The following is a 14,033-nucleotide window of genomic DNA, read 5'->3' as shown; positions in this document are numbered from 1 at the left end:
AGGAGGCCAAATCATTATGATAGTAAAAGTTAAAGAGGTCCCAGTTCGTTATAACGGACAGACTTATTCTCCTAACGAAGAATTTGAGATGGATAAAGCACACGTAAACGAAAATATTGTTGAAGTTGTTGAAGATGATGAGGTTAATCCTTTCGAAAAAATGACGAAGGACCAATTAAAAGCAGAGCTTGATAGACTTGAAATTTCCTATGAAGCAGACGCTAAAAAAGAAGTTCTTGTAAAGGCATTATCGGAAGCTCCAACAGAGTAAGGAGGGGCAATCATGGATGTTTTTGAAATCATTAAGGCAAAACTGCCAGCGGATAAACTTCCAGACGACACAGTGTTAGCAATGCATGTTGCAGAGGTGGGACAAAGTATTCTCACCTACTGCAATATTGCTTCAGTTCCTCCAGGTTTAACATTCGTTCATGCGAATATGGTAATTGATCTAATCAATGGCGAAATCAAGAAACAAACTCCAGACGAAGCTCAAATTGTTAAATCAATTAAAGAGGGTGACGTTCAAGTTTCGTTTGGTTCTACAAGTGCATCATTTAGTGAGCTGACAACAGAGCAATTAATCAATGATTATAAAAGCCAGTTGAATAAGTTTCGCCAGATGAGGTGGTAGCATGACTATTCGTGACATGATGGCTAAAGCGATTAAAGCTGTTGAGTATATGTATGATAAGACCGCAGAGATTAAGCGATATGAGCCATACACGAAACCCAGTGGTGCTGATGGTATGCAATGGGTTACAAAGCACATTGACGTACCGTGTCGCACATCTTCCACAACACTCAACACTTCAACTCAAGGTGATGCGAATCTGATTGAGTATGACGTGAAGCTATTTCTTTCACCAGCGTATGACGTGCTTGCAGGTGATGGTTTCATCATTAATGGTACTAAATACGAATCAGCAAAAGAGCCATTTGTTTATGTATCTCACCAGGAAGTGCTTTTAATCCGAAAGGCGTTTGCGTAATGGGTTTTGAATTCAGTGAAATGAAACTCATGAAACAGAATCTTATTGAATTAAACAAAGCTTCACACGAGATACACTTGAAGGTTGCTAAACGTATTGCTCAATTAGCTATTCGTAAAGTGAAAAAAATGTCGCCTGTAGAAACGGGTGACTTACGTAACAACTGGAAGTACCACATTGTTAAAAAGGGCGATACGTACACCATTCTTATATACAACCAATTGGAATACGCTTCATTCGTTGAAAATGGTCATCGTATTGTTCGTTTTGGCAAAACGATTGGTTGGGTAGAAGGAAGGTTCATGTTGAAATTGACGAAAGATGAAATGGATCGTATTGCACCTAACATGTGGAAAAAGGAAGTTGAAAAGGAGATGAGACGAATCTTTGGTGAATAATTTAAAATCTCTCATTATCCAACAGATCAAGTTAGTGTTTGGAAATCTAAAAGTATACGATGAACCAATTCGGCAGGGGTTAATAACTCCTGCTTTTTTGGTACTCATTTTTAATAACGCTCAAGAAAAACTACTGGGTAAACAAGTCGCGCGAACCTACTCAATCAATGTCACCTACTTTCCTCTTTCAGAAGACCGTAGAAGTGAATGTGATTTAGTTCTTGAGACGTTCCAGACTGAGTTTCAACTTATTGCTGACAAGCACCATACTCACCAAATAGAAGGTCAAGTTGTAGATGATGTGTTAGTTATCACATTTACAGTTAAAGCCTTGCTACGTGAAGTTGTAGACGAAACAGCAATGCAATCATTAGGAGGTGTGACCGTTGACCAAAAATAAACAAATCGTTGAGAAAACAGAAGAGGTTGTTGTCAAGTACAGCAAAGAAGCTTTTTTGGATGCTTCTAAAGATTCAAATGAGCGCTTATTACTCAATGTTTTACTAATAGATGGACAGTCATATTCAAAAGAACATGTTGCTACGACATTAAAAGACTGGAAATCAAAGGAATTGAAGGATTTAAAACCGAAGGAGGATAAATAATAATGGCAGGTGGTAATTGGGAAACTCAAAACAAAGTACGTCCAGGTGCGTACATTAACTTCGAAACAAACGATCTAGTTGCCGCAGGTTTGGATTCAGCGGGTCCTGTTGTTATCCCTCTCGCTCTTGATTGGGGCGAAGTTGGTAAATTCATTAAAGTGACATCTAACTCGAAATTCAAAGAGTTGTTTGGTAAAAGTCTAGGGGATATTACACCAATTCGCGAAGCATTTAAAGCTACTGGACAAGTAATTGTTTATAACCTAAATGGTGTAGGTTCAAAGGCAACGGCGACTAGTGGAACATTCGTGACCACAGCAAAACATGGCGGTGTTGATGGTAATAAAATTCGCGTTACTGTAACGGTTGGTTTAGGCGGTACTTCAACAGTTAAGACCTTTTATGATGGTGATCAAGTCGATTCTCAAGTTGTAGCAAACACTTCTGAATTGGTACCTAATGCATTCGTTTCATATACAGGTGCATTACCAGTTGCAGATGCTACTTTAACTCTTGCGGGTGGTACGACTGTAACAGCAACAAATGAATCACATGCGACGGCCGTTTCTGGTTTGGATACACAGGACTTTAAAGTGGTTGCTGTCGGGACTACCGACGATACGATTAAACTTTTGTACGCGTTGAAAGTAAAAGAGTGGCGTGAACAGCAAGGGAAAAATGTAACGTTGGTAACTAACAATTTCAACTCTGCAGATCATGAAGGTGTAAATTCTGTCCTTAATGGTGTGACGCTTGAAGGTAATGAAGTGTTAACTGCAAAAGAGTCACTTTACTTCTATGCAGGTGCTTATGCTAACGCTACTACTAACTCACTAACATATGTTGAATACCCTGGTGCGATTGATTCTGAACGTAAAACGCATGATGAAATTGTTCAAGCTTTGCAAGATGGCCACATCGTTTATACATTCAACAACGGGAGTGTAGTTGTTGAACAGGATATTAATACATTCCGTTCCTTCACTCAAGAAAAGAGCAAGGATTTCCGAAAAAACAAAATTGTGCGTGCCATGGATATTATCTCGAATAATACTCAGCATGTATTTTCCACTTTCTTTATCGGAAAAGTGACAAATGATGCAAATGGACGAGATTTGTTTAAACAACAATTGATGAAAGTTGTTTTAGACCCATTAGTTCAAAGTGCTTCAATCGATTACGTAACTGAAGACATTGCCATTTTCGAAGGTAATGACAAAGATGCCGTAGTAGTTAACATGGGAATCGAGTTTAATGACGCAATGGAAAAACTCTACATGACTGTAGCGTGTAAATAATGGGAGGTGCTTAAAAATGACGAGAATCATGCACACAGAAAACGCAGTAAGCGGTAAAGAAGGTACTCTTTATTTAACAATCAACGGTCTGTCCTTGGAATATGCGGAGATTACAAAGTTCGATGCAAAAATTGAATACACCAAAGCAGATGTAAAACGAGTTGGGGCTCGCATGGACGGTAGCAAGATTGTAGGGGCGAAGGGTACTGGAAGCATGACTGTCTACTACCATCGTCCAGAAATGCGTGCGATGGCTCTTGAATATTTGCGTACCGGGAAATCACCTATGTTTGACGCAATGGTTGTTAATGACGATGTAACAAGTGCTGCAGGAAAGCAGACTACGATTATTAAAAACATCGTCCCGGATAGTGCTACTATTGCACTTCTTGATGGTGAAGCAGACGACGTTTTAAAAGAAGAAATTCCGTTTACGTACGACGACTTCGATTTCTTAAATCAATTCAAAGTAACGAACTAATAGGGGGAACATCAACATGAGCAAATTTAAATCATTTTTAAAAGGTAATGTAAAAGAAATCGAAAATGAATCACTGAAACTTGATCGTTTCGAGGAAGCGATTGTATTGCGTGCGGTACCTTCTGAGGAAGCTGATAAAATCAATGAGCGCTGCTTTAAAAACAAAGCCGGAAGAAAAGGTAAACAGGAGCGCGTTTTTGATGTCACAAAATACAATCGAGAGTTATGCATTGCATCGGTTGTACACCCTGACTTAAACGATAAGGAACTACAGGATTCATATGGAGTATTGGGTTCTGATAACTTATACGGCAAATTGTTTTATGTAGGTGAAGCAAATCAAATCCTCGAAAAAGTTATCGAGATTAGCGGTCTTGATACATCTTTGGATGAGGAAATCGAAGAAGCAAAAAACTAATTGATGGAGAGGATGGTGAACTGGACAGTGAAGCCGTCTACGCTCACTATGCTCTCCACAGGTTCAATAAGTTTCCACAAGAATTTGCGGATCTCCCTCGAAAAGAAAAAGCATTCGTCATTGCGAGTATTAAAGTCCAATTGGAAAAAGAAAAAGCAGAAGCCGCTAAAATTCCTAGACGATAATATAGTATATAACCACCATTGTTACCGTATAATGTGTGTATGGTAACAATTGGAGGGAAATATATGAAAGCAATAGTTAGTTTAATTGATGGTTTGCCATTGAAAGACCTGAATGCTCAAATAGAATTGACGTTTGATGACCAAAATTTCATTATTGTTGAAAAAGGATTCAGCGGTTTCAAAAAAATTGCCGCTTCAACCTTTACAATTCCGCTTACTAACATTATTGATACTTTACAGACAACAGAAGAGGAATTTGTAGAAAAAAGCAAGAGTGTAATTGGTCGCGGCGCTGCTGGTGGATTGTTATTTGGACCAGCGGGATTGATTCTTGGTGGTTTATCCGGTATTGGGAATAAGAAGTCTACTAAAAAATCACATTTATATGTGGTGTCATATGTATCTTCAGATATGCAATTAAAAAACATAACATTCTCAATGCCTTCTTTGATGACCGGTGTAACCAAAAAGTTCGATGATCAACTTCACAAAAAATTGAAAGCGACAACTCCAAACGATCTTGTGTTTGACTACAGAAACCAAGAACCACAAAAAGAATTCAATTTATAAATTATACGATAAATCAAAAGAACGCCTTTTATGGTGTTCTTTTTTTGTATAAAAAAAGGTGGTGAGAGATATGTCGGGAGTACAAACCTCTCTGGCGCTTCAAGATAAACTAACAGGCCCTTTAATGAAAATGATGCGAGCTATGGATCAAACCGTCAGAGTAATGGAGAAAATGGATAGTTCAGCTAGTAACTTAGATACAAAGGGACTGGCTCAAGCGCGAAAATCAATTAATTCAGCTTCGGCTGATATGGCCCGTTTTCAATCAGCTACGAGTTCAGCAGGACAGAATGGTGTAAATTCGCTCAGTAATAATTTGGCTAATCTTTCAGGCCCCGCCTACCATGCGACAGGTTCAGTAAAAACCTTTTTCGCGAGTTTTGCCGGGGCCGCAGCAGCTTATATTTCGCTCCAAAGCTTAACTGAAGGGTTTAAGAAATTCATAGGAACTGCGGATGAAGCTGTTTCAACTAAGGCTCGTTTAGATCTCATGAATGATGGTTTACAAACAACAAAGCAATTGCAGGATATGATTTTCCAATCAGCTCAGCGTTCTCGAGGCGTCTATCAGTTAACAGCGGATTCTGTATCGAAATTGGGCATGCAAGCCTCTGCCGCTTTTTCATCAAATCAGGACTTAATCAATTTCAGCGAACAAATTAACAAGACGTTTGTAATTGCTGGTACTTCCGCGGAAGGTGTTAGCTCTGTAATGCTTCAATTAACCCAAGCGATGGCAGCAGGTAAGCTTCAGGGCGAAGAATTGAATGCTGTTCTCGATAATGCGCAGCCAATCGTCCAAAATATTGCAGATTACATGAAGGTTCCTGTAGGTAGTATTAAGAAGATGGCTTCAGAAGGAAAGATTACTGCTGCAGTAATCAAAAATGCGATGTTTGCAGCAGCAGATGAAACAAACAAAAAATTCGAATCCATGCCATTAACATTTGGACAGGCGATGAATTCAATGTCAAACAAAACAAAAGTTGCTTTTGAACCTTTGTTTGTTCGTTTCAATGACTTTGTAAATTCGGATACATTCACTACTCTTTCAGGTCAAGTTATGAGCTTCGTCACATTGAGCGTGGCGGGGTTAATGATTTTGCTTGACTTCATGGGCTACATTTACACTGCGTTTAATGCAGTGGCAGAATATTGGCCAGTAATAGCAGCAGGTTTAGCTATATTAATTGCCGTCTATTTCCCTGTGATTATTGGTTATTTTAACTTCATGTTAATAAAACTTTGGTTGATGCTCGAACCCATTCTTGCACAAGCAGCTGCATGGGCAATTGCTTATTGGCCAATCACATTAGTAATCCTTGCCGTAATTGCTTTAATCGGGATTCTCATGTACTTCGGTGTGACCACAGAACAAATTCTCGGTTTTGTAGGAGGTCTATTCTACGCGCTGGGAGCGGTAATTTGGAACATCATCGCAATAACATGGAATGCAATTGCAACATTTGCTGAGTTTTTGGTGAATGTATTTATAGATCCAACGTATGCAGTCCAAAAATTATTCTATGATTTAGCCATGTCTGTGATTAATCACATGGTCGCAATAGGAGGTTCGTTTGATAATGTGGCAAATGCATTAGGACAGGCATTTGTGAATGGGGCAAACATTGCAATCAGTGCCATTAACGGGATTTCAGCAGCGTTGAATCTCATTCCAGGTGTTGAAATAGGAAAAATCGGCAAGTTGAGTGCCGGAGCGAGTAGTGTAGTATCTAATGGTCTTAAATCACTGGCAGGTAATTTAAAAGCTCCAATTAGCAGTAAAGATGTAGTTAGTATTTCGCGCATGGATTTAAAGAGCCTACCAGGAGCTTATAAAGCTGGGCAAACTGCAGGGTCTAATTTAAAGATGCCTAGTTTTTCTACACCCAAGTCATCAGATAATACAGCTATGCCAAATTTAAAAGCAATTCCGAGCAACCTATTAGGGGCTGACGGCGGGGCAAAAGGAAAGAATCCGACTGGCGGTAAATTGGACTCTATTGGAAAAATTGATGATGATATTAGTATTTCCGATGAAGATTTGAAGCTTTTGAAAGAGTTGGCGGATATTCGTTCTATTCAGAACTTCGTAACACTCCAACCTTCAGTTACTTTTGGCGATATGAACATTCGTGAAGAAGCTGATATCGACAAGCTTCTTAGTAAGATAAACGAAAGTCTTACAAACAGTATGAATGAATCGGTAGAGGGGGCTTATGCATAATGGCGCATGGTATTTATTTCAGTGCCAACAATGATCAGGAAGGCTTCCGACTACCGATTAATCCTGAAAAGGTTGGTGGTTCAATTTCAGGTGATGGTGAAAAGTTTTCAATATCCAAGGCCGGAAAAATTAATGTTCCAAAAGATGTTCAGCTTGAAAGTTTCGAATTAGTATCTTACTTTCCATCTGATGACTCTCAATATTCATCATCCGCTTATCGCGATCCGCAATACTATATCGACACGATAAAAAGATGGCAACTGAATAAAATGCCTGTTAGGTACATTTATGTAGATGGCTCATTTTCAATTAATGAATTAGTGACAATTGAAAAATTCGACTATGACGAGACTGGTGGAAGTGCTGATGTGAATTTCACACTGTCACTTTTAAAATATGTCTCCTTTTCTCCACAAAAGATGAAAGTTGTGAAAAAGTCTGCAACATCTAAAACACAGGTTATAAATAAAACAACACCGGCAAGACAGAATACTAAACCGCAGCCGAAAACGTACTCTCTTGTTAAAGGGGATAGTCTTTGGAAGGTTGCTCAAAAGTTTCTTGGTAATGGCTCTCGATTCCGAGAAATAGCCAATTTAAATGGAATCAAAGATAGTCAGTTTAGGTCGTTACCGATTGGTTTGAAACTTAAACTCCCACCGAAATGAGGAGTGATCAATGGAAGTATTAATTGATAATCGCAATGGTACGGTTTGGGATATGCCTGTATCTTCTGTTGAATGGAAAACGGCGCGTATTGGTAAAGTTGGGGCTCTAAATGTAGACCTAATATTAACTGAACCATTAAAGCATCCTGTAAATAGTGGTGACGTAATCCGTGTTATGGATGGAAAAGAAAAAGTTTTTTATGGTTACGTGTTTGAAGTTAGCTTCAAAAAAGAAGGCGCAGTGAGCGTTAAAGCATATGACCAATTAAAGTACCTAATGTATAACGACACTTTTGTATTCCCATCGACTACTGCTACAACTGCTATTAAAAAAATTGCGTCTGATGCCAAATTAAAAATCGGAATACTAGAAGATACAGGTTATAAAGTACCTGGAATAATTGAGGATGATAAAAAAGCATTAGATGTCGCTACAAAGTTTCTCGATTCAACATTGATTGCAACCAATCGAAACTTTGTTTTGTTTGATAATTTTGGTGCTTTAGATTTACGAAACATCAATAATATGAAAATTGCAGCAGACGACTTCTTTATCGGAGAGGGTAGTCTGCTTTTTGATTTTAATTATAAAAAATCAATTGATGAAGAAACATATAACCGAGTGAAACTTGTACATGACAACAAGAAAACAGGTAAACGTGAAGTGTATATCGCACAAGACAGTGCGAACATTGCGAAATGGGGTAGATTGCAAGTGTTTCAGAAGGTCGATGAGAACATGACTGAAGCGCAAATCAAAGACCTCTTAGATCGCTTTATAAAGCTTCGCAATCGTGAAACCAAATCATTAAGTGTAGATTGTTTGGGACATTGGAAAGTTCGTGCTGGTAGCTTTATTCTAATTTACATTGAAAAATTAGGGATTAAAGAGTATTTCTTGGTAAATGAATGTTCGCATAAATGGAGTGCCGGAGTCCACACGATGTCTTTAGAAGTGAAGGTGATTTAGTGAATATTGATGTTATAAAAAGAATAGCCTTGAATGCATTTAATGCTAGTAATCCAGTTAACGTGTTAATTGGTACGGTTTCAAAAGACAATCCAATAGAAATAGAGATTCATCAGAAGCTAAAGCTTACAAAAGAATTCTTGATAATGACGGAACGAGTAACAAAATATGAGGTTGATTTAGAGCATGATCATGGTGGTTCTTCAGCACTTTCAGCGAAAACACCAGTTCGAACCGGTTTAAAAAAAGGTGACAAAGTGGTATTACTTCGCGTTCAAGGTGGCCATCAATTTGTAGTCTTAGATAAGGTGGTGGAATAATGGTTCTTCCTTTAGGAGAGTTTTCAATTAACGAAGAAGTTGAAGTGTTAGATGAATCTTCCTTACCCACTAGAACTTACAAGATTGATTTGATCAAAGGCAGAATTACAGGATTCATTGATGGAAGACAAGCCATTGAACAATCTATATTAGTGTCATTAAGCACAGATCGTTTTGCTCATTTAATTTACTCTGAAGATTTTGGATTTGAAAACATGATAGGTCGTGAAAGGCTTTTCGTAGCTGGTGAACTTCCAAGGAGAATTAAAGAGACGGTGCTTCAAGATGAACGGATAACAGATATTGAGAATTTCGTTTTGGAGTTTGATGGAGATAACGCAACCGTATCATTTACAGCTATCACGATTTATGGAGATGTTGAAGTACTGAAAGGAGGCATTACGATTGTTTGAGGAAAGAACATTTGAAGCCATTAGAGATGAAATACTCGAACTTATTCCAGACACGCTGGATAAGAGAGAAGGGTCGGTCATTTATTCGGCTACGGTTTACATCGCTCCAAAAATGGCAGAGCTCTATTCGTACCTAGACGTATTCATGAATCTTACCTTTGCTGATACAGCGGTAGGCGAAAATCTAACAAGACGTGCCGCAGAGTTTGGTGTCTACCGAAAGATTGCCACGTCTGCAGTCCGTTTTGCAATTATTGAAGATGCAACAGGAGCACGTTTAGATATACCAATAGGTACCAGATTCACTATTAATAATTTGATATTCACCTCAACTGCACGAACTTCTGTAGGATATTATCAACTTTTGGCAGAACAGACAGGAACGGAAAGTAATAACGTTATGGGAGAGCTTCTTCCTTTAGAGCCGATAGAGAACTTAGGTTCAGTCACTCTGGCGGGGGTACAGACTACAGCGATTGATACCGAATCAGATGAAAGCTTACGAAATCGACTTACTATCCGTGTACAGAAACAAGCGACAAGCGGCAACGCTTTCCATTATGAACAATGGGCCCTATCTGTTCCAGGTGTAGGCGCTGCAAAAGTCGTTCCTTTGTGGAATGGACCGAACACAGTAAAGGTTATTTTATTAGGCGAAGAACGCACACCTGTTGACGGTTCTGTTGTAACGGCAGCAAGGGATTTAATCGAGAGTGAAAGACCGATTGGAGCCGAGGTGACTGTTACCTCAGCAACAACAAAACTCATCAATGTTTCCGCTACATTGACACTGGCTCCTGGCGCAACGTTAGGGGACGTAATAGCTCAGTTTACTGAAGGGCTTGAAGAGTATTTAAAATCAGTAGCCTTTGTCACAAACGAAGTGACCGGAGCACCTGAACTAATCCGTTATACACGGATAGCGAATATTCTTTTAGATCTTCCACCAATCATTGATTTCGCAAACCTTCTGGTCAATGGTAGTACAGCCAATATTCAACCTACCTTTGAAGAAGTGGGAGTAGCAGGCGTGGTGAGTTTCACATGAAGACTGTAGAAGAGGTTAAAGAGGAGCTTTGGAAAGAGCTCCCTTCATTCTATAAGCAGATTGAAGATTTTGTGCAGCTGGTGCATGCGGATACGGTGGTCATGACAGACATTGAAAATTCGGTTGATGGCGTGCTCGAACAGTTCTTTCTAGACACCGCCACTTGGGGTCTAGAAAGATGGGAAAAAACTTTCGGTATTTTCGTAGATTCCACAAAGCCTATCGATCAACGTCGTTCTGTATTGAAATCAAAGGTAAGGGGAACTGGTGTCACAACTGCAACCCTTGTAAAGAATGTCGCGGAGTCCTGGTATAACGGGGACATTGAGGTCACAGATGGGCCAGGTGTAGTTGGAATCCGTTTTAATTCAAATTTAGGTATTCCTTCAAATCTTACTGATGTGCAGAACGCTTTACGAGAGATCATTCCTGCTCACCTGGTCATTGAATACTTCTTTAAATATCTCCTAATTCAGGACATAAACAACGTCATGACACTCGCTGAGGTAGAAACATTAACACTCAATAAATTCGCAGGAGGTGCAGTATAGATGCCAGAAAACACAACTAATCTTGATTTGTATCTAAAGAATCCCTTAATGGATGGCGCGGATACATTCAATATAGAAACGATGTTGAACGAAAACTTTCGAAAGATTGACGAAAACGTTGCTCTTATAGATCCATTAACAGGTAAATTGTTACCTGGACAAGAAAATGCTCAATCACCTTCTGACGCTTCCACAACAGTAAAAGGGATTGTGATGTTGGAAGACTCCACATCAAGTTCATCGGTCGCGAAGGCAGCAACGGCAAAAAGCGTGAAAGCCGCATATGATTTAGCTAATGGCAAATCAAGCTTCAGCGGTAGTTACACAGATTTAACAAACAAGCCTACGATTCCATCAAACGCGAGTCAGCTGTCAATTACCGATGCTGGAAACTACTATACGTCACCCAACACAGAAGGTGCGTTGCAAGAAATTGGATTAGCATTCAACGGTGCTAGAGGTAATTTAGTTTCAAGCGTTAACACGATTTTAGGAGCTTAGGAGGTGAATAAATGCCAACAGTTTTAGATGCAACGGTGGTTGCTAGAGCAGATGATACGAGTGAAAATGGAGGACGTAAACTCGTTCGGTTGAGTAATGGGTGGCTGATAAACGCAGTATGGCAAAGTGGCACGGGGATTCATTTTTACAAATCACAAAATAACGGTTCAACGTGGTCACGACTTTGTTATATATCCCTAAGCCAAGCGAATGCTCAATGGTCGCTTACAAGCGTAGGAACGAAAATTCATGTAATTTTTACATTTGCAGCTGCTACCGCGGTTTATACCAAAACGATTGAAGCGACTACGCAAACCGATGTTGATATATCGTCACCTAATATTACGATAGATATTGCGCAGACGGCGTTTAGTGGAATTTCGATTGAAAAGAACGAAGCAGGCACAGAACTACACGCAACATGGGCGAGTAAAAACGCAACCTACGCCAACTCATTCAACATCAGATACGCAAAAGGAACGATTGCCACAGACGGTAGCGTTGCGTGGGGTGTAGTTGAACAAAGAACTTTCGATAATTCCACTTCGATTAATTCATCCAATCCGAGTGTTGTAGTAAAGGATGGTTTACCAATTATTACACTCCAGAAAGTCTATACTTCTGGAAGTGTTATCAGTTGTGACAGGTATACAGGAAGTGCATGGATTTCGGAAACTATTATATACCAATTATCTGAATCCTATATCCAATCCAACCCATCAGCGATATTCGTACCGCAATCCATCAACGGATTATCGAATGGTCTTATTGCCGATGTGTGGGATGGATTCGATGCAACTCATCCGACAACAAAATATATCCGTTTCAGTAAATCATTTGATGGCGGTGTTTCGTGGTCAGCGATGCAGAAACTTGTTCCTGGTATCAACGGGTCATTGACCACAAATAAATCGGGTAAATTGTTCATTACTTACGATGATGCAGGTACTACGAAACGCATCGAATCAACGAATAATGGTGATACATGGGGTTTGCCAATTACGGTAGGTACAGGGACGAATCCGTCCTCCTTATTCGATTTAACGATGAATATGTCAGTGCCGTTGACAATCCGAAAAGGTGCTACAAGCGTATTATTTAGCGGAACATGGACGGTCACGACAATTTCCGTACCGCAAGGCTCAATCGGTCAGAAAACGACACCATCAAACATACTCGCCTACGCAATCACGACAGACGGTGCGATGTCCACAATTACCGAAAAAGTGAACGGTGTTACAATCGGCACGAAAACCGCAACGAGTGGTCAGAGTTTAACCGCAGGATTGACGCAAGCGCAATGGGATGATGTGAAGCATGGGAAATACAATATTGTGAATTTGATAGGTAGCTTAAGCGCGTTTTCTACGTTAGCGGAGTTTAATCAGAATTTCACAGTTTCCAATTTGCCTACAAAAAATTTCCTATCTAAAGGATTAGTGGAACTTACGGCCAATAATGCATCCGGTATATATGTAACGCCAAAATCTGCCATCAAGGAGTTAGCAGAAACATATTTCATATCCATTGTAGACGTAAAAGCGAAAAACACACCCGCAGGATTAGAAATGGCGCAGTCTTATGGCGGTGTATCATCATCGAAAAAAATAACCGCGAAAACAGGTGGTTATAGCGTTGCTAATGTTGGTACAACGATACCAATTATTAGCGCATTAAAAGTAGTGGGTACGCCTACGACTGGATTATACAGTTCCCAATTGGCGTATCAAGGAGCCGCAGGAGATAAATTAGAAGTAAGTGGTTTCAGAACATACAAGATTTCAAAAGCAGAATATGACGGTTTTACAACAGGCGTAACGTTATCCGTTGCGCAGGACATAGCCGCTAAATATCCGTATGTAGAAAGTATATCTGAGAATACCTTGACTATAGAAATGGGTAGCGAAGTATTCACTTACACATTCGAAAAACGACTTGCAACCGATGCTGACGTATTGAGTGCCGTGAAAGCGACACAGGACGTGCAGACAACGTATATACCTGCGGTTAAGAGTAAGTTAGGTACGGCTATTCGTGCTAAAGGTGGGGCGGTGAATGATGCAGATACGTTTGAGGTTATGGCGAGTGCAGTTTCTACGTTGCCTGTTAAACAGGTAGCTGGTGGAACAGTGTCTCTAGTTTCGGGAGTTAATACAATTTCTGGTCTACCTTTTAAGCCTAGAAATGTTCATGCTCATTCATCCGTTGGGGTTTACGGTACAGGTCTCCATTCAAGAATTACAGTGAATGGTTTTGAGGTTGCTATGAAAGATGTGCTACTAACTAACTCAAACTTTCCTACTATTACAGGGTTTACCGCCAACGGATTCACTGTACAAGCTTTTAGTACGGGAACAATGATTTGGGATGCAGAAGAATAGGAGGTAA

Annotated in this window: 19 protein-coding genes; all 19 read left to right on the top strand. The window is 39.7% G+C overall.

Going from position 1 to position 14,033, the window contains the following annotated elements; translation table 11 throughout:
* Positions 1-16 precede the first annotated feature (16 nt).
* Positions 17-271 (top strand): hypothetical protein, encoded by a 255-nt coding sequence (locus HMPREF1210_RS05625; RefSeq protein ID WP_016427653.1) that lies wholly within the window; start codon positions 17-19, stop codon positions 269-271.
* Positions 272-283: 12 nt separating this feature from the next.
* The gene (locus HMPREF1210_RS05620; protein WP_016427652.1) at positions 284-634 is read left to right on the top strand and encodes a hypothetical protein; all 351 of its coding nucleotides are present in this window, start codon (positions 284-286) and stop codon (positions 632-634) included.
* Between the two features lies 1 nt (position 635).
* Positions 636-992 (top strand): hypothetical protein, encoded by a 357-nt coding sequence (locus tag HMPREF1210_RS05615; protein ID WP_016427651.1) that lies wholly within the window; start codon positions 636-638, stop codon positions 990-992.
* Positions 992-1,390: an HK97 gp10 family phage protein gene (locus tag HMPREF1210_RS05610; RefSeq protein WP_016427650.1), complete on the top strand. Its 399-nt coding sequence runs from the start codon at positions 992-994 to the stop codon at positions 1,388-1,390. The genes HMPREF1210_RS05615 and HMPREF1210_RS05610 overlap by 1 nt, the downstream gene beginning before the upstream one ends.
* Entirely contained in the window at positions 1,383-1,790 is a 408-nt protein-coding gene (locus HMPREF1210_RS05605; protein ID WP_231391052.1) for a DUF6838 family protein, read from the top strand. The genes HMPREF1210_RS05610 and HMPREF1210_RS05605 overlap by 8 nt, the downstream gene beginning before the upstream one ends.
* Complete coding sequence (locus HMPREF1210_RS05600; RefSeq protein WP_016427648.1) at positions 1,777-1,995, top strand: hypothetical protein; 219 nt, start codon at positions 1,777-1,779, stop codon at positions 1,993-1,995. The genes HMPREF1210_RS05605 and HMPREF1210_RS05600 overlap by 14 nt, the downstream gene beginning before the upstream one ends.
* Before the next feature lie 2 nt (positions 1,996-1,997).
* A complete protein-coding gene (locus tag HMPREF1210_RS05595; RefSeq protein WP_016427647.1) occupies positions 1,998-3,293 on the top strand; it encodes a phage tail sheath subtilisin-like domain-containing protein in 1,296 nt (431 codons plus the stop codon).
* A 16-nt stretch (positions 3,294-3,309) separates the two neighbouring features.
* Entirely contained in the window at positions 3,310-3,774 is a 465-nt protein-coding gene (locus HMPREF1210_RS05590; RefSeq protein ID WP_016427646.1) for a phage tail tube protein, read from the top strand.
* A gap of 16 nt (positions 3,775-3,790) precedes the next feature.
* On the top strand, positions 3,791-4,192 hold the full coding sequence (locus HMPREF1210_RS05585; protein ID WP_016427645.1) for a hypothetical protein: 402 nt from the start codon (positions 3,791-3,793) through the stop codon (positions 4,190-4,192).
* Positions 4,193-4,440: 248 nt separating this feature from the next.
* Positions 4,441-4,947 (top strand): hypothetical protein, encoded by a 507-nt coding sequence (locus HMPREF1210_RS05580; protein ID WP_016427644.1) that lies wholly within the window; start codon positions 4,441-4,443, stop codon positions 4,945-4,947.
* 70 nt (positions 4,948-5,017) lie between these two features.
* On the top strand, positions 5,018-7,174 hold the full coding sequence (locus HMPREF1210_RS05575; RefSeq protein ID WP_016427643.1) for a tape measure protein: 2,157 nt from the start codon (positions 5,018-5,020) through the stop codon (positions 7,172-7,174).
* Positions 7,174-7,842: a LysM peptidoglycan-binding domain-containing protein gene (locus HMPREF1210_RS05570; RefSeq protein ID WP_016427642.1), complete on the top strand. Its 669-nt coding sequence runs from the start codon at positions 7,174-7,176 to the stop codon at positions 7,840-7,842. The genes HMPREF1210_RS05575 and HMPREF1210_RS05570 overlap by 1 nt, the downstream gene beginning before the upstream one ends.
* Before the next feature lie 10 nt (positions 7,843-7,852).
* The gene (locus tag HMPREF1210_RS05565) at positions 7,853-8,812 is read left to right on the top strand and encodes a hypothetical protein (protein ID WP_016427641.1); all 960 of its coding nucleotides are present in this window, start codon (positions 7,853-7,855) and stop codon (positions 8,810-8,812) included.
* The gene (locus HMPREF1210_RS05560; RefSeq protein ID WP_016427640.1) at positions 8,812-9,132 is read left to right on the top strand and encodes a DUF2577 domain-containing protein; all 321 of its coding nucleotides are present in this window, start codon (positions 8,812-8,814) and stop codon (positions 9,130-9,132) included. The genes HMPREF1210_RS05565 and HMPREF1210_RS05560 overlap by 1 nt, the downstream gene beginning before the upstream one ends.
* Positions 9,132-9,545 (top strand): DUF2634 domain-containing protein, encoded by a 414-nt coding sequence (locus HMPREF1210_RS05555; RefSeq protein WP_016427639.1) that lies wholly within the window; start codon positions 9,132-9,134, stop codon positions 9,543-9,545. The genes HMPREF1210_RS05560 and HMPREF1210_RS05555 overlap by 1 nt, the downstream gene beginning before the upstream one ends.
* Positions 9,538-10,593, top strand: coding sequence for a baseplate J/gp47 family protein (locus HMPREF1210_RS05550; RefSeq protein ID WP_016427638.1), 1,056 nt, complete (start codon positions 9,538-9,540; stop codon positions 10,591-10,593). Before HMPREF1210_RS05555 ends, HMPREF1210_RS05550 begins: the two co-directional genes overlap by 8 nt.
* Positions 10,590-11,144 (top strand): putative phage tail protein, encoded by a 555-nt coding sequence (locus HMPREF1210_RS05545; RefSeq protein WP_016427637.1) that lies wholly within the window; start codon positions 10,590-10,592, stop codon positions 11,142-11,144. The genes HMPREF1210_RS05550 and HMPREF1210_RS05545 overlap by 4 nt, the downstream gene beginning before the upstream one ends.
* Positions 11,145-11,645, top strand: a complete 501-nt coding sequence (locus tag HMPREF1210_RS05540; protein WP_016427636.1) for a phage tail protein — start codon at positions 11,145-11,147, stop codon at positions 11,643-11,645.
* An 11-nt stretch (positions 11,646-11,656) separates the two neighbouring features.
* The gene (locus HMPREF1210_RS05535) at positions 11,657-14,026 is read left to right on the top strand and encodes a sialidase family protein (RefSeq protein ID WP_016427635.1); all 2,370 of its coding nucleotides are present in this window, start codon (positions 11,657-11,659) and stop codon (positions 14,024-14,026) included.
* Positions 14,027-14,033: the final 7 nt, after the last annotated feature.

It is taken from the genome of Paenisporosarcina sp. HGH0030 (genome assembly GCF_000411295.1).
In the GTDB taxonomy this organism is placed as follows: domain Bacteria; phylum Bacillota; class Bacilli; order Bacillales_A; family Planococcaceae; genus Paenisporosarcina.
Note: the sequence above shows the minus strand (reverse complement) of the source record. Positions and strands in the feature narration are given on the sequence as shown.

What these genes read in the sequence shown, in the direction of transcription:
- HMPREF1210_RS05625 (WP_016427653.1), top strand. Translation starts at nt 17, where the DNA reads ATGATAGTAAAAGTTAAAGAGGTCCCAGTTCGTTATAACGGACAGACT.
- HMPREF1210_RS05620 (WP_016427652.1), top strand. Translation starts at nt 284, where the DNA reads ATGGATGTTTTTGAAATCATTAAGGCAAAACTGCCAGCGGATAAACTT.
- HMPREF1210_RS05615 (WP_016427651.1), top strand. Translation starts at nt 636, where the DNA reads ATGACTATTCGTGACATGATGGCTAAAGCGATTAAAGCTGTTGAGTAT.
- HMPREF1210_RS05610 (WP_016427650.1), top strand. Translation starts at nt 992, where the DNA reads ATGGGTTTTGAATTCAGTGAAATGAAACTCATGAAACAGAATCTTATT.
- HMPREF1210_RS05595 (WP_016427647.1), top strand. Translation starts at nt 1,998, where the DNA reads ATGGCAGGTGGTAATTGGGAAACTCAAAACAAAGTACGTCCAGGTGCG.
- HMPREF1210_RS05590 (WP_016427646.1), top strand. Translation starts at nt 3,310, where the DNA reads ATGACGAGAATCATGCACACAGAAAACGCAGTAAGCGGTAAAGAAGGT.
- HMPREF1210_RS05585 (WP_016427645.1), top strand. Translation starts at nt 3,791, where the DNA reads ATGAGCAAATTTAAATCATTTTTAAAAGGTAATGTAAAAGAAATCGAA.
- HMPREF1210_RS05580 (WP_016427644.1), top strand. Translation starts at nt 4,441, where the DNA reads ATGAAAGCAATAGTTAGTTTAATTGATGGTTTGCCATTGAAAGACCTG.
- HMPREF1210_RS05575 (WP_016427643.1), top strand. Translation starts at nt 5,018, where the DNA reads ATGTCGGGAGTACAAACCTCTCTGGCGCTTCAAGATAAACTAACAGGC.
- HMPREF1210_RS05570 (WP_016427642.1), top strand. Translation starts at nt 7,174, where the DNA reads ATGGCGCATGGTATTTATTTCAGTGCCAACAATGATCAGGAAGGCTTC.
- HMPREF1210_RS05565 (WP_016427641.1), top strand. Translation starts at nt 7,853, where the DNA reads ATGGAAGTATTAATTGATAATCGCAATGGTACGGTTTGGGATATGCCT.
- HMPREF1210_RS05555 (WP_016427639.1), top strand. Translation starts at nt 9,132, where the DNA reads ATGGTTCTTCCTTTAGGAGAGTTTTCAATTAACGAAGAAGTTGAAGTG.
- HMPREF1210_RS05545 (WP_016427637.1), top strand. Translation starts at nt 10,590, where the DNA reads ATGAAGACTGTAGAAGAGGTTAAAGAGGAGCTTTGGAAAGAGCTCCCT.
- HMPREF1210_RS05540 (WP_016427636.1), top strand. Translation starts at nt 11,145, where the DNA reads ATGCCAGAAAACACAACTAATCTTGATTTGTATCTAAAGAATCCCTTA.
- HMPREF1210_RS05535 (WP_016427635.1), top strand. Translation starts at nt 11,657, where the DNA reads ATGCCAACAGTTTTAGATGCAACGGTGGTTGCTAGAGCAGATGATACG.